Raw genomic sequence first — 22,586 nt, 5'->3', positions numbered from 1 at the left:
ATCACACGCCGGCCGTCAGCCCCCCGTTCCTTACCATTCGTTCAGGCACCGCCGTCTATACCGACGTTTCTCAGCCCCGAGCGGCGGGCTTCGTCCACCAGCCAGCGCCGCAGGATCTGAATTCCCCGTTCACGACGACGGCTGGTTTTCCAGGCGAAATAGAAACGGTCGCCGGTGACCACGGGGTGGCAGGGCAGGCGCACGAAGTCCTCGGAATCCTTGCGGCTGGAGAGCATGTAGTCATTGGTCAGGGCGATGCCCTGATGGAAGCGGGCCGCCTCCAGCGCCAGCAGCATGTGGCTGAAGTGCTGGAGGCGCGCATCCGGGGGTAACGCCTGCTCCGCCGCCTGGAACCAGGCCTGCCAGTCCCCCGCCGCCCGCTCGAAAATGCTGTGGGTGGACAGCAGTGGGAAGCGCGCCACATCCGCCGGCGTCAGCGCACCATCCTCCCCTTCGGCCCGCCCCAGTTCCCGGCACATACGCTGCCAGTAATCCTGGCTGCAGACCGGGAACAGGCGCTCGACATACAGCAGCTCGTAACTGTAGGCCGGGGAGTTGCGATGAATGGTGATGAAACAATCCGCCACCCGATCCGACAGCACCGGGTTCTCGGTGCTCATTTCCAGCGACAGCTCCACCTGGGGGTGCAGCCGTTGCAGCTCCGGCAGCCGGGGCACCAGCCAGCGCACCGCGAAGGAGCTGAACACCGACAGTCGCAGGCGCGCCTCCTCGCGCCCCAGCAGCTGCTCGCTGGCCCGCTCAATCTGCAACAGCGCGGATCCGACGGCGTCCAGATACTGACGGCCTTCGTCGGTAAGGGTGAGCGTCCGGCCCTGGCGCCAGAACAGTTTCTCTCCCAGATAGGTTTCCAACTGCTTGATCTGGTGACTGACCGCGCTCTGACTCACCGACAGTTCCTCGGCCGCCAGGGAAAAACTGTTGAGCCGGGCTACGGCCTCGAACACCGGCAGGGCCCGCAAGGGGGGCAGCTTCATTATCCAATTTCCTAATGGCTGGTGAATAAATATCATTTTATCGGATAAATGGACGGGCATAGACTCCCTCTGCTCAGGTCCGGCTACACGGAGGCCACAACGCCTTCAACGGGCCCGCTGGAATTCAACGAGGTGCAAGGGTATGTCTGGCAAAACCGTCCACAGTGCCATCCTGCTGCTGGTCATCGGCAACGCCATGGCCATCGTCTCCGATGTCTTCATCAAGCTGCTGGAGCCGGGTACCCCGGTGTTTCAGTTCGCGTTCCTGCGCTGCCTCGTCACCCTGCTGCTGTTGCTGCCCCTAGCGGGACAGCTGAACCGGCGGGCGCTGTTTGCCGGGTTCCGGGTGCATGCGCTGCGCGCGCACGTCCATCTGGCTGGGATTCTGTGCATGGTGGTGGCGCTGGAACATCTGCCGCTGGCCACCGCCAACGCGGTGTTTTACGCCGCCCCCTTCCTGGTGATGGTGTTGTCGGTGCTGGTGTTCCGGGAAACCCTGTCCACCCTGAGCGTGGTGGCGGTGGTGAGCGGCTTCGCCGGTATCCTCCTGATCCTGCGCCCGGTGGCGGTGAACTGGGCCGCGCTGGCGGCACTGGGATCGGCACTGGCGCTGGCGATCAACGCCGTGCTGGTCCGCAAGCTGCCGGGCCAGCAGTCGACGGTGCACACGCTGTTTCTGAACTATCTGCTGATCCTGCCGGCCGCTGGGGCCCTGGCATGGTGGGAAAACGCGCCCTGGGACAGCGGCCTGCTGGTCAGTGCCTTCGGCTCGTCACTGTTCATCCTGGGCTACAACGTCACGGTGCTACTGGCCTACCGGCAAGTGGCGGCCAACCAAGTCACCAGCGCCGAATACACCGGCCTGATCTGGGCCGTGGCCATCGGCTGGATCGGTTTCAATGAGGTGCCTGACCTTTACTTCGCCGTAGGCAGTGCCATGATTGTGGTGCCGCTGATCATGATGGGATTACGTTCCCGTCAGCGGAGCCAACGGGTGCGCCAAGCCAACCCGGCGAATGGTTGAGCCCCCCTGTCCTCATGAGGCTCAGGTAAGCCGCCGTTCAGATATCGAGCACGAAAGGCGCCCGCTGGCTCAGGACAGGGCTTCGGTCGTGGCCAGGAAACCGGCGATGCCGGTGAGCACGATCTCCGCCGCCATCGCCGACAGAATGAGGCCACTGACCTTGGACATGATGTTCAGGCCGGTCTTGCCCAGCAGGGTTTCCAGGCGCCCGGACAGGTGCAGCAGCAGCGCCAGGATCAGCAGCCCGGACACCAAGCCCAGCAAACCGCCGGCCACTTCCGGCACCGATTTCAACTCGGCCCCGTACACCATGATGGCACCGATGGTGGCCGGACCGATCATCACCGGGATGGCCAGCGGCACCACCGCCACATCGTCACGCTCTTCCTCCGGCAGTCCGGTGGCATGGCTCCGGGTGCCACTGCTGACCAGGCTCACCGCGGTCAGGAACAGCAGACAGCCGGCACCGATCCGGAAGGAGTTCAGGGTAATGCCGATGGCGTCGAACAGCACCGGGCCGGCGAAGAACAGAATCAGTCCCAGAACCAGAGCCGACACGATGGCCCGGTGGATGATGGACACTTTCTCGGCCGCGGGCAGCCCGCGCGTCAGCGCCAGGAACATGGTGACGACGAAGAACGGAGCCAGCAGGAACACAAAGCGGATGGTGCTGTTGAGGTAGGTGCTAAAAAAGGTTTCGAACATCTCAGGGAAATCCGGCCAGGAAAAGCCACAAGCATAGTCCGGCCACGCGACGGCGTCCGTACGCAACAGAACGTACCCAGGAGTATCGCCAGAAGTATTAAGCATAGTTTCCTAATGTCATGGTACGATTGCCAGCTCGTCTACGTAGTTTTCCGGAGCCGCCATGACCAACGCCACCCGTATTCTCTGCCCCAAACTGCGGAATCGCATCATGAGCGCACGCGAAGCCGCCGCCCTGATTCCCGCCGGCGCCAACGTCGGCATGAGCGGCTTCACCGGTGCCGGCTACCCGAAAGCGGTTCCTCAGGCACTCGCCGAGCACATCCGTACCCAGCAGGCCCAGGGTCGGCGCCATCGCATCAGCATCTGGACCGGCGCCTCCACCGCCCCCGAGCTGGACGGAGCCCTGGCCGAAGCCGACGGCATCGAGTTGCGCCTGCCTTACCAGAGCGACCCCACCTGCCGGCAAAAAATCAACGAAGGCCGCATGGACTACATCGACATCCACCTCTCCCACGTGGCCCAGCACGCTTGGTCCGGCTTCTTTGGCAAGCTGGATATCGCGGTGATCGAGGTGGCGGGCATTGCCGAGGACGGGCGGCTCATTCCGTCGTCGTCCATCGGCAACAACAAGACCTGGATCGATCAGGCGGATCGGGTCATTCTGGAAGTGAATTACGGCCAGAGCGCAGGCCTGGAAGGCATGCACGATGTCTACTACGGCACCGCCCTGCCGCCCCGGCGGCGGCCGATCCAGATCCTCCGCCCGGAAGACCGCATTGGTGAGAAATACCTGTTCTGTCCGCCGGAGAAGGTGATCGCGGTGGTGGAAACCAACGCCCCGGATCGTAACTCACGCTTCAGCGAACCGGATGAAACCTCGCGGCGTATCGCCGGGCACCTGCTGGACTTCTTCGAGCACGAAGTGGCGCAACGGCGACTGCCCCCCAACCTGCTGCCGCTGCAGTCCGGCGTTGGCAACATCGCCAACGCCGTCATGATCGGTCTGAATGACGGCCCGTTCGAGAATCTCACCGCCTACACCGAGGTGCTGCAGGACGGCATGCTCGCCCTGCTGCGCTCGGGCAAACTGAGCATGGCCTCGGCCACCGCCTTTTCCCTAAGCCCCGAGGCGAACCAGGAACTGGCCGACCACATCGACTTCTACCGCAGCCGGATCATCCTGCGGCCCCAGGAAATCAGCAACCACCCGGAGGTCATCCGCCGGCTGGGGGTCATCGCCATGAACGGTATGATCGAGGCGGACATCTATGGCAACGTGAACTCCACCCACGTCATGGGCAGCCGTATCATGAACGGCATTGGCGGCTCCGGGGACTTCGCCCGCAACGGCTACCTCTCGGTGTTCATGACCCCGTCCACCGCCAAGGGCGGCGCCATCTCCACCATCGTGCCAATGGTGTCCCACGTGGACCACACCGAACACGACGTGCAGATCATCGTCACCGAACAGGGTCTGGCCGACTTGCGCGGCCTGTCCCCCCGGCAGCGGGCCCGCACCCTCATCGAGCGTTGCGCCCATCCGGACTACCGGGACCGGCTGCTCGACTATTTCGAGCGGGCCTGCGCCAGTGGCCGTGGTATGCACACCCCGCACCTGCTGAGCGAAGCCCTCAGCTGGCATCAGCGGTTCGAGGAAAGCGGGCAGATGTGAGCGGCAACACAGCGTGCGCGCATGGCTCACTCTTCAGGTTGGTTTGGCAACGGGCCCGGCGTCCGGAGAGGCGGGGCCGCATGGGCTGGAAAAACGCTGAGGCCGGGAATTCCAGACGGGCCCGTTCGTTGCCGGACAAATGCCCCGGGGCGCCTATTCCGTGGTGTTGAACACATAGGACGCTACGGTGCCATCGTCGTTGAAACGAACCACCAGATCGGTGGTCTGCGCCTCTCCGAAGGCCGACCAGCGGTATCTACCGTAGGTCCAGGTGCGCTGACCATCCTCGACGCCGGTGCGCCAGGGTTCGCCGAACATGGCCTGGATGTCGGCACGCGTGGTTTCACCAATCCGGATCTGGTCGACATTGTGGGTGGGGAAGTCGCGACCGACGGTGGCGCAGCCCGCCAGGACCGCCAACATCAGGGCCAGCAGGGCCGGTTGAAGGAAACGCTTTCCAGTCATCGGATGCTCCTGTTGCGTTGAGACTGTCCTTGCCATGATAACGAAGACGGCGGATACCGCGATTACAAAGCGGACAGCTAGCGCCGGACAAAAAAAGCCGCAGCCCTTACGGTGCTGCGGCACAGTGGGATCGAAGGGGATCGATCAGTACAGGGTTTCCAGGGATTTCCGGGCGAAGGCCTCGATTTCGTCGAAACGGCCATCCCGGACTTTGACCAGCCACTCCGGGTCCTGCAGCAGGGCGCGACCCACGGCGATCAGCTCGAACTCGTGGTTGTTCATGCGCTCCACCAGCTCGTCGATGCCGGCTTTCTCCACCGCCGCCTGGGTGCTGGCGAAGGTGCCGCTGATGAAGTCTTCGGTCAGGCCGACGCTGCCCACGGACATGGTGGGCTTGCCGGAAAGCTTCTGGGTCCAGCCGGCCAGGTTCAGATGGGAGCCCTCGAACTCCGGCTCCCAGAATCGGCGGGTGGAGGCATGGAAAATGTCCACGCCGGCGGCCACCAACGGTGTCAGGAACCGCTCAAGCTCATCCGGGCTGTGCACCAGACGGGCCTCGTAGTCCTGCTGCTTCCATTGCGAAAAGCGCAGCATGATCGGGAAATCCGGCCCCACCCGGTGCCGCACTTCCTCGACGATCTCCACCACGAAACGCAGTCGGTTTTCCAGGCTGCCGCCGTACTCGTCGTCCCGCTGGTTGGTGCCTTCCCAGAGGAACTGGTCCAGCAGGTAGCCATGGGCACCGTGGATCTCGACCCCATCGAAACCCAACGCCTTGGCATCCTGGGCGGCGTCACCGAACGCCTGGATGACATCCCGGATGTCCTCCTTGGTCATGGCCTTGCCGTTGGGCTTACCCGATGCGAACAGGCCGGACGGGCTGTAACCGGGCACCGACGGGTCCGGTTCGGTGCCTTCCTTGCGCACCGCACCGACGTGCCAGAGTTGCGGGAAGATGGCGCCACCGGCCTCATGCACCGCGTCCACCACCTTCTTCCAGCCAGCCAGGGCCTGCTCGCCGTGAAACGCCGGTACGTTGGGGTAGCCGTTGGCCGCCGGATGGTTGACGGTGGTGCCCTCGGTGATGATCAGGCCGACCCCGGCCTCGGCGCGACGGCGATAGTAGGCCACCACGTCATCACCGGGCACGCCACCGGGCGAGAAGTTGCGGGTCATGGGCGCCATCGCCACACGGTTGCGCAGGGTGAGGTTGTGGATTTCGAACGGTTCAAACAAGGGTCCCAGGTTCATGCTCATATGTGGTGTCCAACCTCGTCAATTTGGTTTCGTAAAGCAACCCTATTCAATCTGGTTTTAAAATGCAACCCTTTTCGATACAATCCGCCCATGGCCAGAAAACGTTTCGATGACTCCCGCTGCTCCGTCGCCCGCGCCCTGAACGAAGTGGGCGATTGGTGGTCCCTGCTGATCGTATTGCACGCGATGTACGGTACCCGCCGCTTCGTGGACTTTCAGCAGCAGCTGGGCATCGCCAAGAATATCCTCTGCGACCGTCTGACCCGCCTGGTGGATAACGGCGTGCTGCGCAAGGTGGACGTGGGCGAGCACGGTTCCCGCTACGAGTACCGCCTCACCGAGAAGGGCCGGGACCTGTTCCCGGTGGTGGTGGCGCTGCGGCAGTGGGGCGATCGCTGGAACCCCGCTCCCGAGCAGGGCCCGCTCGATCTCCGCGACCGGGCCAGCGGCCGCCCGATCCGCGACGTCCAGGTACTCGACGCCGACGGCCAGCCCCTGGACATCCGGGACGTGTTCGTACCCGAGGACAACGAACCCACCGCCTGACCATCCGTAGTCGCCACCGTCCCGCCGTTTTTTTGAGTTGCGTCAATCCACTTGCGAAAGCGCCGCCGGCCCCAGGCGATTCTTGCGCTAAATCAAGTTTGTCCGCCCCATGGTCATTACCCTGAAGCCATTCAATGTATGGTCAAGGAGATGTGCTATGTCCCGTTCATTCAAACTTGGAGTCCTTGCCGCCGCCGTGATGGCCGCGGCGCCCGCCGCCCAGGCCTTCGAAGCCGGTGACTTTGTCGTGCGCGCCGGCGCGGTGCACGTGGCCCCGGACGATTCCAGCGACTCCATCACCGTGGGCGGTGCCCCCCTGCTGGGCCCGGGCGTTGACTCCAGGGTGACGGTGGACAGCAACACCCAGCTGGGCCTGCGCGCCACTTACATGTTCACCGATCATCTGGGCCTGGGCGTGCTTGGCGCCACCCCGTTCCGGCACAACATCTATGGCGGCGGTGACCTTCCCAGCGATCTGAAACTGGGCGAAACCAAGCACCTGCCTCCGACCCTGACCCTGCAGTACTACCCGCTGGCCAGCAGCTCCCAATTCCAGCCCTACGCCGGCATCGGGGTGAACTACACGGTGTTTTTCGAAGAGAAGACCACCTCGGCGCTCAGCGGCGCGGTGGCGACCCAGTACGGCATCCCCGGAGCCGACACCGAGCTGGAACTGGATGACAGTGTCGGCGTCGCCCTGGAGCTGGGCATGGACTACATGCTGAGCGACAACTTCGGCCTGAATGCCGCCATCTGGTGGGCGGACATCAACACCGACGCCACCGTCAAGGTGTACGACGCGGCCGGCAACTACGCGGCGGAGACCGACGAATTCGAAGTGGAGCTGGACCCGATGGTCTACATGGTGGGCTTCACCTACACCTTCTGATCCCCGTGTCTTCCGGCCGCCTGGGTCTGTTGGCGGCCGGAGGGTGCGTTCTCCTGTGCGGGGCCTCGGCTCCGCTTTTTTTGTGGCGGATGCGCCTTCTCCTGGCATCGCGACGGAACCGGTGACCGGATTTCCCGTCCTACCCCCGCGTAACCGCGCTCCGACGTCCCATCCCCTGCCCATGGAGAGTCCGCCCGATGAGTGTCAGCCTCGGTCCCCTGAGCCTTGCCCTCGGCCACCTGCTGGTTCTGCTGGCCTTCGTCCTGGCCCTGCTGGTCGGCGGCCTGCTGGGCCGGCGCTACCGGCAACCGGTGGCCGGCCAGGTGGCGGACATCGCCTGGGGGGCGATCCTGCTGGCCCGGATCGGCTTCGTGATCGCCTATTGGCCACACTACCGCGACCAGCCATGGGGCGTGATCGACATTCGCGACGGCGGATTCGATGTGGTCTGGGGGCTGACCGGTGCCGCCATCACCACCGCCTACAAGCTCTGGCGACAGCCGGCGGTGCGCCGCCCGCTGACCCTCGCGGCGGGCGCCGGCCTGCTGTTCTGGAGCTTCACCGCCGGTACCGTCGCCCTGATCGAACGGCAGGCACGGGGACTCCCTGCCCTGTCGCTGCCCACCCTGTCCGAGGCTTCGGTGCCGCTGTCAGGCTTGGCGCAGGGGCAGCCCATGGTGATCAACCTCTGGGCCACCTGGTGCCCGCCCTGTGTCCGGGAAATGCCGGTGCTGGCCGAGGCCCAGCAGCGCTACCCGGAGATCCGTTTCGTGTTCGTCAATCAGGGAGAGCCCCCGGAAACCATCCGCCGTTTCCTCCAGAACCACGGACTGAGGCTGGAGCACGTGCTCCTGGACACCCGGGGCGAACTGGCCCGGGCGGTCGGCAGCCACGGCCTGCCCACCACCCTGTTCTACAACGCCCGGGGCCAGCAGGTGGCCAGCCATATGGGCGCCCTGTCCCAGGCCACCCTGGCCCGGGGCCTGGAGCGGCTCAGGCCAGCCACGCCGTAAGCCCGGCCGCCAGCAGGCTGGCCAGCGTCAGCCCGAACAGCGACAGCCCCAAGCTCCAGCGGAACGAGGCATCCACCGCGCGATAGCCGGTCAGCCGTTCCATGATCAGGGCGTTGGCGGCAAAGGGCGTGCCGAAGGCGGTGATGCCCCAGCCGGTCACCATCGCGATCCCCAGCCCGATCAGGGCGCTCTCCGGCCACAGGGAGCCGAGGATGCCGCCCAGGAGCGTCCCGGCCACAATCGGGTTGATTCCCCCCAACCCAGCGACAAAGTAGACCCAAGGTACCGCCGCCGCCAACACCGGCCAGAGCCCGTCCGGCAGCACCAAGCCCCCCTGAATCTGGCCAAGCACCGCACCGCTGATCACCGAGCCGATGAACGCCGAGCCGCCCACGATGGCCAGCTCGTTGCTCACGTTCGCCATGCTCACCAGGGGGGGATTGTGGCCACGACTCCAGGCCCACAGGCGGCTGCCCAGGACCACCGCCAGGCAGCTGAGCGTCACCGCGTGGGCGTAGCTGATCGGGTAGGCGTGACTGAGCAGGAACACGCCCGCGCAAATCGCCAGCACCAGACCGCCAAAACGCAGCCAGCTGGCCAGCCCCGCGGTTTCCGCCCCGGGCGCGGACTCCGGTTCCGTTTCCGGCTCCCGCCAGACCAGGCCGGCGAACACCATCAGGATAGCGAAGGGAATGGCCAGGGACAGCAGCTGAAGGCTGCTCAGCCCCGGCAGCAGGGTCAGGGTCAGCACCACGGAAATGGACAAGGGCGAAAAGGTGGGGGACGCCCCGAAGCCCCGCAGCACCGCCCGGGTGGCGTTGCGGGTCGCCGCCGAATCGCCGTCACGACGCAGACGCTCGGACACCAGGCTGCCAACCACCGCCACGGCACCAAAGTTCAGGGGAATGGACACCAGGGCGGTGCCGAAGGCCAGGCTCAGGTAGCGGCTGCCGGGGCGGCCACCGAACAGGCTGGCGGAGATCCGCTGAAGATCCCGCGACCGGCCCAGCACCGAGGACAGCAGCATCACCGACAGCACCAGGCCCGCCAGGCGCGTCATGTTGCCCGCCGCCTCGGACACCAGGGCGGCATCCCGCCCCAGGGCGAACACCAGCGCCAGCCCCGCCACCGAAAACACCACCCGCGGCACCCGACGCATGTCGCGCCAGCCCAGCAACACGGCCAGGCCAACCGCCAGGGCACCGGCCAGGGCCATGCCCGGCCAGAATGCCAGGACCGCGGCAAACAGGGCCAGATAGGCCAGGAATGAACGGAGTGCGTGCAATGGCGTGCTTCCTCAACCGGTGAAGCACCGATGTTAAGGAAGCTATCGACCCGGGGCCATCCGCAATTATGGGGATGCCCCGTCCAAGCTCAGGTTCCGAACAGTGCGGAGCGCAGCGGCGCCAGCACGCCGGCGGCCCGCCCCTGACCGACGCGGGTGCGGACCCCATCGAACTCCAGGTAACCGTCCTCGATGGGCTCGAAGCGCAGCACCTTCACGTCCTCCAGATAGTTCTGGTTGGACTTCCACGGACCGTGGGTGCCCTGCCTCGGCAGGCGATCCGCCGCCCGCTTGATGTAGCCCGCGTCCAGGGAGCCCAGGATGGTCTCTTCACCCCGGCTGTTTTCAGTGTCCCGGGCCACCACCACCTGGTGCCCGCGCCGGTCCATCAGGTTCATCAGGCGGCACAGGTACTCGGCGGCGATGTCCACCTTGAGGGTCCAGGAGATGTTGGTGTAGCCGAAGATCATGCCGGCGTTGGGCACCCCTTCCACCAAGACATTCTTGTAGATGATCTTGTCCTTCATCACCACCGGCTCGCCATCCACCGATACCGCCACCCCTCCCAGCATCTGCAGGTCCAGCCCGGTGGCCGGGACGATCAGGTCGGCCTCCAGTTCCGTTCCGGACGCCAGGCGGATACCGGTTTCGGTGAAACGCTCAATGCGATCGGTGACGATCGAGGCCCGGCCGCTCTTGAGCACCTGGAACAGGTCGCCGTCCTTGACCACACAGAGGCGCTGATCCCAGGGGTTGTAGTCGGGGCTGAAATGGCGCATGTCCACCTGGCCGCCGAGCTGCCGCCGGATGATGGCCAGCAGCAATCGGCGCATGGCTTTCGGGCTCCGGCGGGAACGCTCGTACAGCAGGCGGGCGATGGAGATGTTGCGGGCCCGGGTCAGCCGATAGGCAACCTTCTCCGGCAGCACCTTCTGCAGGGCCAGGGTCACCTTGTCGATGGACGGCAGGGGCATCAGGTAGGTGGGCGAGCGCTGCAGCATGGTCACGTGGGCGGCCTTCTCCGCCAGGGTCGGCACCAGCGTGACGGCGGTGGCGCCACTGCCGATCACCACCACCCGCTTGCCACTGTAGTCCAGATCCTCCGGCCAGTGCTGCGGATGCACCACCTGCCCCCGAAAATCCGCCTCGCCGGGGAAGTCGGGTTTGTAGCCCCGGTCATAGTTGTAGTAGCCGGTGCAGCCGATCAGGAACCGGGCGGTATAGGTTTCGGTGTTTCCGGACGCCTCGTCGCGGACGGTCAGCGTCCAGCATTTATCGGCACTGGACCACTCGGCGCGCTGGACCGCCCGCTGGAAGCGGATGTGCCGCGTCACCCCATGTTCGCGGGCGGTGTCGGTAACGTACTGTTTGATGGCGGCGCCATCGGCCAGTACCTTGCCGCCGGTCCAGGGCCGGAAGTTGTAGCCGAAGGTGAACATGTCCGAGTCGGAGCGGATGCCCGGGTAGCGGAACAGGTCCCAGGTACCGCCGATGGCCTGGCGCCGCTCCAGAATGGCGAATGAACGGCCCGGACAGGCCCGCCGCAGGTGGCAGGCCATGCCGATGCCGGACACGCCAGCGCCGATGATCAGTACGTCAAAAGGGTGTTGGCTCATGGTTCAGAACTCCCGGTTCCTTGTCGTTATGGTTTTACCCTACGCCGGCCCCCGGGGCGTGCAATTGGCCCGCCCTACCCGCGCCGGCGGTATTCGCGGCCAGTCAGGCCCGCCGGTGCCCCATGACCAAGACCAGGAACCAGGAGAGCAGAGCCATGAAAACCCTGTATTCTCCCGATCACGCCCTGCGCGCCGTCACCACGGAGCTGGACGGCGGCATCCTGATCGAGCCCCATGAACGGCCTTCCCGGGCCGAGACCTCCATCGCCCAGGGCACCTGGGAAGACCGCGCGGCCTGAGCACTCCGGGCAATGGCATTGACCGATCCGGCCATTGTCCCCGGCCCGCTCATTGGCAAAGATGAACGTTCGTTTCCCGATTCCGGATCAAGATCATGGACCTTTACCTTCGAGCCACCGAGTTTTTCGACTACGACACCCCGGCAGTGCAGGCCTGGCTGGCGCGTCAGCTGGAAGGTCTGCCCGAAGATCCGGTGACGCGGATCCGGGCGTTGTACTTGGCGGTACGCGACGGCATCCGCTACAACCCCTATGTGTTCCATACCGACCCGGCCACCTTCAAAGCCAGCCACGCCCTGGCCCAGGGCGAAACCTACTGCATCCCCAAGGCGGTGCTGCTGGGCGCCGCCGCCCGTGCCATCGGCATCCCCAGCCGGCTGGGCCTGGCTGACGTGCGCAACCACCTGTCCAGCCCGAAGCTGATCGAATGGCTGCGTTCGGACATTTTCCGCATGCACGGTTACATCGAGCTGTACCTGAACGGGCGCTGGGTCAAGGCCACGCCGGCGTTCAACGCCGATCTGTGCCACAAGATGAAGGTGGCCCCCCTGGCGTTCGACGGCGTGCATGATTCCCTGTTTCAGGAGTACACCGAAGACGGCCAGGCGCACATGGAATACATCGCCGACCACGGTACCTTCGACGACCTGCCCTACGCCTTCATCGTGTCGGGCGTCCGTGCCGCCTACGGCCACCTGTTCCCACCGGAGGGGGAGTCCCGACAACCGGCATCGGCCAGCCTGGAGCAGGACCTCGCCCAGCGCTGATGTCAGGCAAAAAAAACCGGCGACCACATCCCGTGGCCGCCGGTGTTCGGGGTCAGCGTGCGGGCCCGGCCCGCGGTCTCAGCCCTCGGCTGAATGACGGATCAGGTAGTCGAAGGCACTCAGCGCCGCCTTCGCACCCTCACCCATGGAAATGACAATCTGCTTGTAGGGCACGGTGGTGGCATCGCCCGCCGCGAACACACCGGGAATGGAGGTTTCGTTGCGGTCGTTGACGATGATCTCGCCGTACTGGCTCAGCTCGATATCGCCCTTCAGCCACTCGGTGTTCGGCACCAGGCCGATCTGTACGAACACACCCTCCAGCGCGACGTGGTGCATCTCTCCGGTGTTGCGGTCCTTGTAGTTCAGGCCGCTCACCTTGCCGTTCTCACCGGTGATTTCGGTGGTCTGGCCGGACGTGATGATGTCCACGTTGTTCAGGCTGCGCAGTTTTTTCTGCAGCACTTCGTCCGCCCGCAGCTCGGCACCAAACTCAATCAGGGTGACATGGCCAACGATGCCGGCCAGGTCGATGGCCGCCTCCACGCCGGAGTTGCCACCACCGATCACCGCCACGCGTTTGCCCTTGAACAGCGGGCCATCGCAGTGCGGGCAGTAGGCCACGCCCTTGTTGCGGTATTCCGCCTCACCCGGCACGCCGAGCTGGCGCCAGCGGGCACCGGTGGCCAGGATGACGGTGCGGGACTTCAGGGACGCCCCATTGGCCAGACGCACCTCATGCAGACCGCCTTCCCGGGAGGCCGGCACCAGTTTCTCGGCCCGCTGCAGGTTCATGATGTCGACGTTGTATTCGTTGACGTGCTGCTCCATCGCCGCCACCAGTTTCGGGCCCTCGGTGTAGGGCACGGAAATCAGGTTCTCGATGCCCATGGTGTCACCCACTTGGCCACCGAAGCGCTCGGCGGCAATACCGGTGGCGATCCCTTTACGGGCGGCGTAGATGGCCGCCGCGGAACCGGCCGGGCCACCGCCGATCACCAGCACATCGAATGCGTTCTTCTGGTTCAGCTTCTCGGCTTCCCGTTCCTCGGAGCGGGTGTCCAGCCGGGCCACGATCTCTTCCAGGGTCATCCGGCCCTGAGCCCAGGGCTCGCCGTTCAGGTAAACGCTGGGCACCGCCATGATTTCACGCCGCTCCACTTCGTCCTGGAACAGGGCACCGTCGATGGCGGTGTGCTTGATACGCGGATTGAGCACGCTCATCAGGTTCAGCGCCTGCACCACGTCCGGGCAGTTCTGGCAGGACAGCGAGAAGTAGGTTTCGAACTCGTAGTCGCCGTCCAGAGACTGGATCTGCTCGATCAGCTCCTGGGACACCTTGGGCGGGTGGCCGCCCACCTGCAGCAGGGCCAGTACCAGCGAGGTGAATTCATGGCCCATGGGGATACCGGCGAAGCGCACGCTGATGTCCGTGCCCACCCGCTGGATGGCGAAGGACGGGCGGCGAACGCGCTCGTCACTCTCGGTACGCAGGCCGATCTTGTCGGACATCGGCTCGATCTCTTCGAGCAGCGCCTTCAGTTCCGCGGATTTCGGGCTGTCATCGTAGGCTGCCACCAGCTCGATCGGCTGCTGCAGCTTGGCCATGTAGGCTTTCAGTTGTTCCTTGATGTTGGCATCCAACATAGTGTCCTTCCCCCTGAAACGGTGTCTTAGTCGGTGAATGTGGAACTCGGTGAAAAAACGTGTGATGCCGCTAACGATAAGGGCTCACCAGGAAAGGCTCAAATTAATTGACCCAAACCGTTTAATAGGGCCTTGCTATATAACCCGACGTTCTTGCCGGCGCAGCCGCAACCGCAGCTGTTTCTCCGACTCCACCAGCACGAACAGCAGCACACCGGCAACCAGGGGCCAGAGGTGCGCCTCCAGCGGCACCGCCTCGGTGCCGAAGACCGACTGCAACGACGGCAGGTAGGTCAGCACCAGCTGCCCGGCGACCACGAGCGCCACCGCCGCCCAGACCACCGGCGTACCCCGCAGGGATGACCACCGGAGCGCAACACTGTTCAGGTTGCGGATGAACAGCAAATGAAAGATTTCCATGGTCACCAGGGTGTTCATGGCCAGGGTCCGGGCCAGTTCCAGAGAGTGCCCCTGCGCCATCGCGTAGCGGTAAACCCCAAACACGCCCACCAGGAACAGCCCGGTCACCAGCACGATGTGCCACGCCAGGGCGCCCGTCAGCAGTGGCTGAGACCTGGGCCTGGGCGGACGGGCCATGGCCATCGGGTCGGTCGGCTCAAAGGCCAGGGCAATGCCCAGGGTGACCGCCGTCGCCATGTTCACCCAGAGAATCTGGATCGGCGTCACCGGCAGCACCATACCCACCAGCAGGGCCAGAATGATGATCGCCGCTTCTCCGGTGCTGGTGGGCAGGGTCCAGCTGATCACCTTACGGATGTTGTCGTCGATGGTGCGGCCTTCCCGGACCGCCGCCACGATGGAGGCAAAGTTGTCGTCTGCCAGTACCAGCTCCGCCGCCTCCCGGGCCGCCTCGCTGCCGTTGCGACCCATGGCGATGCCGGCATCCGCCCGTTTCAGCGCCGGCGCATCGTTGACGCCGTCGCCGGTCATCGCCACGATCAGGCCCCGGGCCTGCAGCGCGGTCACCAGACGCAGCTTGTGCTCCGGGCTGGTCCGGGCGAAGACATCGGTCTCGAGCGCCGACTGCTGCAGCGCGGCGTCGTCCAGCCGGTCCAGATCGGCGCCGGTCAGGACCCGGCCGGTATCGGCCAGGCCGATCCGGCGACCGATGGCGAGTGCGGTGGCGGCATGATCTCCGGTGATCATCTTCACCTGGATGCCCGCCGCCCGGCATTCCGCCACGGCGTCAACGGCTTCCGGCCGGGGCGGGTCCATCAGGCCGACCATGCCCAGAAACATCAGCCCGTCATCGAGATCCGAGCGTTCCAGCACCACCTGCTCCGGCGCCACCGGTTTCATGGCAAACGCCAGAACCCGCTGCCCTTCGCCGGCGATCGCCTCGGCCCGCCGCCGCCAGGCCTCCCGATCCAGAGGCTCGGCCGCCCCCTCGCCGGTGAACGACTGCCGGCACAAGGCCAGCATCGCCTCCGGCGCGCCCTTGACCAGAATCGCGGCATGCCCCTCATGGTCGTGGTTGAGGGTTGCCATGAACCGGTGCCGGGTATCGAATGGAATCACGTCCGAACGCCGCCACGTGGCACGCAGATCCCCGGGCGGCAGCGCCGCCCGGCCGGCCAGGGCCAGCAGGGCCCCCTCCATGGGATCCCCCTCGGTACGCCAGAGACCGTCCGCGTACTGGAGTTCCGCGTCGTTGCACAACGCCGCCACCCGGGCCAGCCACTGAAGCCCCGGGATCGCGTCGGCCGACACCGGCGCGCCGTCCCGGCTCAGGGCCCCCTCCGGTGCATACCCCTCACCCGTCACCACCAGCTGCTGATCGGGCAGGGCCACGGTGACCACGCTCATTTCATTGCGGGTCAGGGTGCCGGTCTTGTCCGAACAGATCACCGACACCGCGCCGAGGGTCTCGATCGCCGGCAACCGGCGGACAATGGCGTTGCGCCGGGCCATGGCCTGGACCCCGACCGCCAGGGTGATGGTCAGCACCGCCGGCAGCCCCTCCGGGATCGCCGCCACCGACAGCCCCACCACGGCCATAAACAGGTCGTCGAACGGCATCTTCGCAACGCCGTAGCCATAGGCCAGCAAGCTCGCCGCCACCACCAGAATGACTGCGGTCAGCCAGCGGGCGAACACGGTGGTTTGCGCCACCAGCGGCGTGGTCAGCGGCTCCACCCCCGCCAGCAGGCCACTGATGCGGCCAATTTCCGTGCGGGTACCGGTGGCCACCACCAGCCCCATCCCCTGGCCGTGGCTGACCGAGGTGCCGCTGAAGGCCAGGCAGCGGCGATCGCCCAGGGCGGCATCGGCCGGCACCGGTTCGGTCTGCTTCTCCACCGGTACCGACTCTCCGGTGAGGATGGCCTCCTGGATACGCAGATCATGGGCTTTGAGCAGGCGCAGATCGGCGGGCACCTTGTCACCGGCCTCCAGCAACACGATGTCACCCGGCACCAGCTGCTCCACCGGCAACGTCTGGCGGTGGCCGTCCCGCAACACCGCCGCCCGCTGTGCCAGCAGCCCGGAGATCGCCGCCATGGCCTGCTCCGCCCGACCCTCCTGGAGATAGCCGATCAGCGCGTTGACCAGCACCACCGCCAGGATCACACCGGTGTCCACCGCATGGCCGAGGGCCCCGGTGATCACCGCCGCGCCCAGCAGGACATAGATCAGGACATTCTGAAACTGAGCCAGGAAACGCCGGATGCGACCGGGTTTCGGCGCCGTCGGCAAGCGGTTGGGCCCCTGCTGCCGCAGCCTGCGGTCGGCTTCGGCCTGGCTCAGGCCGGCCGGCGAACTGGCCAGCAGCGACAGTGCCTCCGGCTCGGGAAGTGTGTGCCAGTGGGCACCGGGGGGAAGATTCATGGCAGGTTCCCTGACGGCTGGAGTGCGTGGACACTAGGACAAATAGCGCATTGGGGCCAACGGACGACTCCACTATCATAGCCGGGTTTGTTCCGTTCACTTGCCCGCCAGACCTGGCATCGGGAAAGGTAGCCTATGTTTCTTGAACGTTTTCATTCTGTCCGGGATGGACGCATCCACATTTCCGCGGTCCAGGCCAGTCAGTTCGCCAAGGAAATCGCCGGCGACTTCAACCCGATACATGACCCGGACGCGCGCCGATTCTGCGTGCCCGGAGACCTGCTGTTCGCCCTCGTGCTGTCTCGCTTTGGTTTGTCCGGCAACATGACCTTTAAGTTCCGCAACCTGCTCGGCGACGGCGTGCCGGTCACCTTCCGGGAGAACGGCGACGGCAGCATAGAGGTGTGTGACGACGCCGGCAAAGTCTACCTGGACGTCACCCGCAACGGCGCCTGCAGCCGGGACCCGGAGGTTCTCGAAGCGGTGACCCGCTGCTATGTGGCGGCCTCGGGCAAGAACTTTCCCCACACCCTCAAGCCCCTGATGGAACGCCACGGCGTGATGTTCAACCCAGAACGGCCGATGGTGATGTATGAAAGCATGAGCGTGAACCTGGACGACCTCGACGCCCGAAACCCCGAACTGACGCTGCACCAGGCCACCCTGGAAGCCGCCGGCAAGCGTGGTCACGTGACCCTGGAGTACCATCTGCACGCCGACGGGCGGCCGGTCGGCACCATGGCCAAGCAGCTGGTGCTCGGCGGCCTGCGGCCCTACAGCCCAGAGGCAATGGCCGGCGTGATCGAGGAATTCTACCGGCTCAAGGCTCGTGGCATCCGCTAAACCGTCGCGGGTACCCCGTGGAATTCACATGGCGCGCGGGCCCCAAACGCAACGAACCCCGGAAAACCGGGGTTCGTCAGCCGTCTTAAACCCCGGCCGAACCGGGGTTTTCCGTGGTTCGAGGAAGGCTTAGATCTTGCCAACCAGATCCAGGGACGGAGCCAGGGTCGCTTCGCCTTCTTTCCACTTGGCCGGGCATACTTCACCCGGATGGTTGCGGACGTACTGAGCAGCCTTGACCTTACGCAGCAGGTCGTCGGCGTCGCGGCCGATGCCTTCGGCAGTGATCTCAACGGCCTGGATGATGCCGTCCGGGTCGATCAGGAAGGTGGCGCGGTCGGCCAGGCCCTGACCTTCACGCATGACACCGAAGTTGTTGGTGATGGTGCCGGTCTGGTCGCCCACCATGTAGTACTTGATCTTGCCGATGGTCTCGGACGTGTCGTGCCATGCTTTGTGGGTGAAGTGCGTGTCGGTGGACACGGAGAACACTTCAACGCCCAGCTTCTGCAGCTCTTCGTACTTGTCGGCCAGGTCGCCCAGCTCGGTCGGGCACACGAAGGTGAAGTCCGCCGGGTAGAAGAAGAAGACCGCCCACTTGCCTTTCACGTCGGCTTCGGTGATCTCAACGAACTCGCCCTCTTTGAAGGCGGTCGCTTTGAACGGCTTGATCTCGCTGTTGATGATACCCATGTCGAAAACTCCTGTTTCCAGTTGGTGTATTTGGGTGAAGACAATACGGGGACAACGATACGGATTTTTCCAGGTTCGTTAAAATTGATAATTTCCAAATTGCAGATAGGCAGTGTCTATCCGCCCACCCGGCCAACGAACCCGCCACCGCCGGGGTCGCCCCCCTGAATAAACCGCATGGGCTGATATGGGGACGTTCCAGACAACTTCAACCAAGCGTGCCAGGGGCAGGTTACGGGTTTTTTACGCCCCGGCGCTCATACCTGCTACATTGAAACATACCGATTCGCCTGCAGCTCCGGGAACCGTTCACGATGTCGATTCCAGCCTTGATTGCCTGCCGCGTCCGCCGGGTCCTCGCCCCCGGTCTCCTGGCTGTCTGCCTGGTTCTTCCCCTCGCGGGGCTGGCCAGCCCCTGGCCTTGCGAACGGCTGCTGATCGCGGGCAACTCCGAGTATCCCCCCTTTCTCTGGCAGCCGAACGACGACTCCAACGAGCTCAAGGGGGCTCTGCCGCAGCTGCTGACAGAAATTTTCGACGGGCTCGAGGTGACAGCCAACGTCCGCCACATCGGCTCTTGGGCCCGGGTCCAGAAGCTGGCCCGCAACGGCGACATCGATCTGGTGGCCGGCGCCTTCATGACCGAGGAACGCGCCGGCTATCTGGACTACGTGCGCCCGGCGATCACCCGGATCCCGACGGTGGTCTGGTTCCCCCGGGGGCGGGAATTCCCCTTCCGCCGCTGGTCGGACCTGGAAGGAAAGGTCGGCTCCACCCTGATCGGCAACAGCTTCGGCCAGGCGTTCGATGACTACGCCGCCAATCACCTGCGCCTGGAAACGGTCCGTTCCATTGAACAATCATTCCGGATGGCCATGGCCGGACGGGTCGACTATGTACTCTACGAAGCCCTCCAGGGGCGGGTGAAACTCGGCCGCAACGACTGGCAGGACCAGTTCACCGCCTCGGATCAGGTCGTCAGCGTGGAAAACCTGTACTTTGCCTTTCCCAAGCGGTCTCGCTGCAACACCCAGGCCCTGCGCGAGGCCTTCGCCAACGCGCTGCGGCTGGCGCAGAATCAGGGCAGGATCGACGCCCTGATCGAGGAAAACATCAGCCGTTACACCCACCACTGAGGAGCCAAGACATGCCGACCATTGGCTGGATCATCCTGCTGCTGGCGCTGGGGCTGATCGTCGGCAACCTGTTGTTGTTGCGCGACTCCGCCCGCACCCGCCTGCCCCCGGAGACGCTGGAAAAGATCCGGCGGCGCCAGGCGGAAATGGAAGCCCGGGACGCGGAGGAAGACGACTGAGCCGGCCCCGGTGGCCGCTCAGCAACCGGTGACCCGGGTCACCCGGACCCGGAACTCTTCCGCCGTGCAGCCGATGCCCTTGGGCACTTCGGTGGTATCGCCAAAGCAGCCGCCGGCATTGCTCACCATGTTGTGCATGACGCCCTGGTGCTGAACGCTGGGCGACCCTGGGCAATAAACGTTGAAATGGACGTCGATGCAGGCCACCTCTTCCGGCCGGATCCTGGGAATGACGCCCAGCACGTGCTTCTCCCCATAGCAGGTCTTGCCACCGAGCTGAATGCCCTGCTGCAGGCTGGCCAGATACGCCGTGCGCCGGGCCTCGCGCTCAGCCTGCTCCCGCTCCCGGGCCCGTTGCCGTTCCAGTGTCTCCTGTTGCCGCGCCAGTCGCGCCGCCTCCTCGGCTTGCCGGCGCGCCGCTTCCTGGCGCCGGGCTTCCTCGGCCGCCCGTTGCCGTGCCTCAGCCTGACGGCGGGCCTGGTCGGCCTGCTGCCGCATCGCCTCCAGTTCCGCCTGTTGTTGCTCCGCCACAGCCACCTGCCGCGCCCGCTGGCGTTCCCACTCCCGGCGCTGGGCCTCACGCTGGCGCTCCCGCTCCTCCTGCTGGCGCCGTTGCTGCTCGTAAAGGCGCTGTTGCTGCTGCAGCTGTTGCTGGCGCTGCGCCAGCTGGTTCTCGGCCTGACGCTGAAACTCCTGCAACGCTTGGTTCAACACCACGAAGGTATCGTTCGAGTTGGAACCGGCGGGGGGATCGTAGGAGGGCTCATCACAGTACCGGGGGCTGAGGTCACCCTCGACGCAGTCCTCGAACTGATCGGGCATGGGGCACCGGTCACTGCATTCCTGAATCCGCGCCTGCCGCGCCAGCCGCTGTTGCTCCTGCTCCGCGATCCGCTGCATATCGCCACGGTATGTGCGGGCGTCGGCCAGGGCTTGGCGCGAGGCATCGTCGTAGACCAGCGTCCCGGCCGTCGCCAGGCTGCCGTCGGCGCATCCGAAGTCACGGGCATCCGAACAGGCGTAAACCTTGGCGATGGCCGCCTCGAAGTCCTGCCGGTCCAGCTGGTCCAGTTGATCCAGCATGTCCAGCTGTTCCAGCATCCGGGCCATGTCGCCCGCCTCTCCCGATGACTCTGCCTGTGCCGCCGGCACGCCCGCCAACAGGGTCAACAGGGTCGCCACCAGACTCATGCATAGGTGTCGTGCGTTCATTACATCGCCCTCAATTGCGCCAGATTCTCGTGGGTCTGCTCCAGTTCCCGGTCAATGATCCGCAACCGTTGCACCGCATGGTGGTCAGCCGGCAGCCAGTCCGTCAGCAACTGTCTCGCCCGGTGCAGGTTGCGCCCGTCGGCACAGGTGGCCGAAGGCACCGGGTAGCGGTCAAGGAAGTCCGGCCCCGGGATACCCGCGGATACCGGCAATCGCTGCCGGAACCGGGCCAGGGGACGAAGGTAGCACTGTGCCAACAGCTGGCGGTCGTCGTGGTCCGGAAGGGACGACACGTAGCGTTCCAGGCGTGCCACCATGCCCTCTTCGGCGACCAGCGCCAGCACCGAGTGTCGCTGGGCATCGGCCAGTGACATCAGCGCCTTTTCCTCCAGCAGAACCTGGGCCTCCCAGGCATGCCGGTCCCGGGCATAGGTGGTCAGCAAACGATCCGATGTGAGCAGCTGCAGCCGGCGCTCGCGGGCCGGGGTGGCCAGGTACGCCTGAAGGGAATCCGGACCGGACCACCCCGGCGCCTGCCGGACGGTCTCGAACGCCTGCTGGTAGTAAGGCCGGGCGCTGCGGAAAAAGTACCCCCGGCGCTCCGCCTCGGTCAGCGAGTTCAAGACGTCGTACTGCACCAGATCGCTGTCACGCAAAGCGGAGAAGAAGGCGTCCGGCCGCAGATACCCAGCCGCCAGCGCCTCCGGTTCCGCCGCCCCGGCCAGTGCGGCGGCCAGCGTGTCCTGCAGCAGAGTGGCGCAGTTGTTGGTGAAGAAGCGGTAGTCGCCCCGGAAGCTCCAGTGGATCTCGGACAGTTCGCGGACGATCTGCTCGGTTTGTTCGGAGGTCAGCCGCAGCGGCACGGAATAGATATCCCGGTCCGCCAGCAGCGTGTTGGCACGGTACGCCTCCATGAACGAGAAGCCGCTCAGGTGGGCGTCGTACCCCCCGAGCACGCCCTTCACCAGGCTCAGGTGAAACTCGTTGACCCGAGCCACGTAGCCGAGCACCACATGCTGAAGCAGGTTCTCGTCGCACGCCTGATCGCTGGCTCCCACGTCGGGACAGACCACCAGTCGGAGAGATACGTGGCCAAAGCGCGAGGCCACCCCGTCGCCGGCGGTGGCGAACATGATGTGAATGCGCCGCACCCGTGATGGCGCCACCCGCACCAGATAGCCACCCCGATCACGGTCCAGCAGGAAGAACGGCACCGTGGCGGGGCAGGCACGGTAGTCCAGTGTGTGGCCGAACCGGTGGGCAAAATAGTAGGCAAAGGCGGGACGACGGCAGGCGTAGGCCGGGTCCGCTCGGTAGGCGGCCAGCTCAGCGGCAAACCCCGGGCCGGACTCCGGATCCGTCCCGACCAAACGGGCGAGTTCGCGAAACCGCGAGTCCGGCGCCGGCGGCGACACCGGGCCGAGGCCGGCGCAACCGGTCAAGGCCGCCAGCACCAGCAGGCAGCACGCACGCAACCAGGACATCGGCGACCC

Annotated in this window: 21 protein-coding genes; 10 read left to right on the top strand and 11 right to left on the bottom strand. The window is 65.4% G+C overall.

Annotated features, from left to right (window positions below):
• Window positions 1-41 precede the first annotated feature (41 nt).
• A complete protein-coding gene (locus BTO32_RS16675) occupies window positions 42-995 on the bottom strand; it encodes a LysR family transcriptional regulator (RefSeq protein WP_076725795.1) in 954 nt (317 codons plus the stop codon).
• 142 nt (window positions 996-1,137) lie between these two features.
• On the opposite strand from BTO32_RS16675, the gene BTO32_RS16670 reads away from it, so the two are divergent.
• Window positions 1,138-2,019, top strand: coding sequence for a DMT family transporter (locus BTO32_RS16670; RefSeq protein ID WP_076725794.1), 882 nt, complete (start codon window positions 1,138-1,140; stop codon window positions 2,017-2,019).
• Window positions 2,020-2,088: 69 nt separating this feature from the next.
• On the opposite strand, the gene BTO32_RS16665 is transcribed toward BTO32_RS16670, so the two are convergent.
• Window positions 2,089-2,724, bottom strand: coding sequence for a MarC family protein (locus BTO32_RS16665; RefSeq protein ID WP_076725793.1), 636 nt, complete (start codon window positions 2,722-2,724; stop codon window positions 2,089-2,091).
• Between the two features lie 163 nt (window positions 2,725-2,887).
• Between BTO32_RS16665 and scpC the strand changes: the two genes are divergently transcribed.
• Window positions 2,888-4,399, top strand: coding sequence for a succinyl-CoA:acetate CoA-transferase ScpC (scpC, locus tag BTO32_RS16660; protein WP_076725792.1), 1,512 nt, complete (start codon window positions 2,888-2,890; stop codon window positions 4,397-4,399).
• 153 nt (window positions 4,400-4,552) lie between these two features.
• On the opposite strand, the gene bamE is transcribed toward scpC, so the two are convergent.
• Window positions 4,553-4,864 (bottom strand): outer membrane protein assembly factor BamE domain-containing protein, encoded by a 312-nt coding sequence (gene bamE, locus BTO32_RS16655; protein WP_076725791.1) that lies wholly within the window; start codon window positions 4,862-4,864, stop codon window positions 4,553-4,555.
• A gap of 144 nt (window positions 4,865-5,008) precedes the next feature.
• Window positions 5,009-6,121 (bottom strand): NADH:flavin oxidoreductase, encoded by a 1,113-nt coding sequence (locus BTO32_RS16650; protein ID WP_076725790.1) that lies wholly within the window; start codon window positions 6,119-6,121, stop codon window positions 5,009-5,011.
• A 90-nt stretch (window positions 6,122-6,211) separates the two neighbouring features.
• Here BTO32_RS16650 and BTO32_RS16645 point away from each other — a divergent pair, with 90 nt between their 5' ends.
• From BTO32_RS16645 to BTO32_RS16635, 3 genes are all read left to right on the top strand, one after another.
• Entirely contained in the window at window positions 6,212-6,667 is a 456-nt protein-coding gene (locus BTO32_RS16645) for a winged helix-turn-helix transcriptional regulator (RefSeq protein ID WP_076725789.1), read from the top strand.
• A gap of 157 nt (window positions 6,668-6,824) precedes the next feature.
• Window positions 6,825-7,556 (top strand): OmpW/AlkL family protein, encoded by a 732-nt coding sequence (locus BTO32_RS16640; RefSeq protein WP_076725788.1) that lies wholly within the window; start codon window positions 6,825-6,827, stop codon window positions 7,554-7,556.
• Between the two features lie 197 nt (window positions 7,557-7,753).
• Window positions 7,754-8,569 (top strand): TlpA family protein disulfide reductase, encoded by an 816-nt coding sequence (locus BTO32_RS16635; RefSeq protein WP_076725787.1) that lies wholly within the window; start codon window positions 7,754-7,756, stop codon window positions 8,567-8,569.
• On the opposite strand, the gene BTO32_RS16630 is transcribed toward BTO32_RS16635, so the two are convergent.
• Complete coding sequence (locus BTO32_RS16630; RefSeq protein ID WP_076725786.1) at window positions 8,550-9,854, bottom strand: hypothetical protein; 1,305 nt, start codon at window positions 9,852-9,854, stop codon at window positions 8,550-8,552. The two genes, BTO32_RS16635 and BTO32_RS16630, sit on opposite strands and share 20 nt — an antisense overlap.
• Window positions 9,855-9,943: 89 nt before the next feature.
• Entirely contained in the window at window positions 9,944-11,470 is a 1,527-nt protein-coding gene (locus tag BTO32_RS16625) for a flavin-containing monooxygenase (protein ID WP_076725785.1), read from the bottom strand.
• Between the two features lie 155 nt (window positions 11,471-11,625).
• Here BTO32_RS16625 and BTO32_RS17865 point away from each other — a divergent pair, with 155 nt between their 5' ends.
• Both BTO32_RS17865 and BTO32_RS16620 read left to right on the top strand, forming a co-directional pair.
• Window positions 11,626-11,769 carry a hypothetical protein gene (locus BTO32_RS17865; RefSeq protein ID WP_175618686.1) on the top strand — a complete coding sequence of 48 codons (144 nt, stop codon included), beginning with the start codon at window positions 11,626-11,628 and terminating at the stop codon, window positions 11,767-11,769.
• A 95-nt stretch (window positions 11,770-11,864) separates the two neighbouring features.
• Window positions 11,865-12,536, top strand: coding sequence for a transglutaminase-like domain-containing protein (locus BTO32_RS16620; protein ID WP_076725784.1), 672 nt, complete (start codon window positions 11,865-11,867; stop codon window positions 12,534-12,536).
• Window positions 12,537-12,614: 78 nt separating this feature from the next.
• Here the strand turns inward: BTO32_RS16620 and ahpF are convergent, their stop codons facing one another.
• Complete coding sequence (ahpF, locus tag BTO32_RS16615) at window positions 12,615-14,183, bottom strand: alkyl hydroperoxide reductase subunit F (protein ID WP_076725783.1); 1,569 nt, start codon at window positions 14,181-14,183, stop codon at window positions 12,615-12,617.
• 135 nt (window positions 14,184-14,318) lie between these two features.
• Window positions 14,319-17,030 (bottom strand): cation-transporting P-type ATPase, encoded by a 2,712-nt coding sequence (locus tag BTO32_RS16610; RefSeq protein WP_076725782.1) that lies wholly within the window; start codon window positions 17,028-17,030, stop codon window positions 14,319-14,321.
• Between the two features lie 135 nt (window positions 17,031-17,165).
• Between BTO32_RS16610 and BTO32_RS16605 the strand changes: the two genes are divergently transcribed.
• Window positions 17,166-17,873, top strand: a complete 708-nt coding sequence (locus BTO32_RS16605; RefSeq protein WP_076725781.1) for a DUF3581 family protein — start codon at window positions 17,166-17,168, stop codon at window positions 17,871-17,873.
• Between the two features lie 129 nt (window positions 17,874-18,002).
• Here the strand turns inward: BTO32_RS16605 and ahpC are convergent, their stop codons facing one another.
• A complete protein-coding gene (gene ahpC, locus BTO32_RS16600; protein WP_076725780.1) occupies window positions 18,003-18,566 on the bottom strand; it encodes an alkyl hydroperoxide reductase subunit C in 564 nt (187 codons plus the stop codon).
• Window positions 18,567-18,880: 314 nt separating this feature from the next.
• Between ahpC and BTO32_RS16595 the strand changes: the two genes are divergently transcribed.
• Window positions 18,881-19,702: a substrate-binding periplasmic protein gene (locus tag BTO32_RS16595; protein ID WP_084206893.1), complete on the top strand. Its 822-nt coding sequence runs from the start codon at window positions 18,881-18,883 to the stop codon at window positions 19,700-19,702.
• 11 nt (window positions 19,703-19,713) lie between these two features.
• Window positions 19,714-19,881, top strand: a complete 168-nt coding sequence (locus tag BTO32_RS16590) for a DUF2897 family protein (protein WP_076725779.1) — start codon at window positions 19,714-19,716, stop codon at window positions 19,879-19,881.
• Window positions 19,882-19,899: 18 nt separating this feature from the next.
• Here the strand turns inward: BTO32_RS16590 and BTO32_RS16585 are convergent, their stop codons facing one another.
• Both BTO32_RS16585 and BTO32_RS16580 read right to left on the bottom strand, forming a co-directional pair.
• Entirely contained in the window at window positions 19,900-21,093 is a 1,194-nt protein-coding gene (locus BTO32_RS16585; RefSeq protein ID WP_139339136.1) for a hypothetical protein, read from the bottom strand.
• On the bottom strand, window positions 21,093-22,577 hold the full coding sequence (locus BTO32_RS16580; RefSeq protein ID WP_076725777.1) for a lipoprotein N-acyltransferase Lnb domain-containing protein: 1,485 nt from the start codon (window positions 22,575-22,577) through the stop codon (window positions 21,093-21,095). The genes BTO32_RS16585 and BTO32_RS16580 overlap by 1 nt, the downstream gene beginning before the upstream one ends.
• Window positions 22,578-22,586: the final 9 nt, after the last annotated feature.

Origin of the sequence: Marinobacter lutaoensis (assembly GCF_001981305.1) — a bacterium.
GTDB classification, from domain to species: domain Bacteria; phylum Pseudomonadota; class Gammaproteobacteria; order Pseudomonadales; family Oleiphilaceae; genus Marinobacter; species Marinobacter lutaoensis.
Note: the sequence above shows the minus strand (reverse complement) of the source record. Positions and strands in the feature narration are given on the sequence as shown.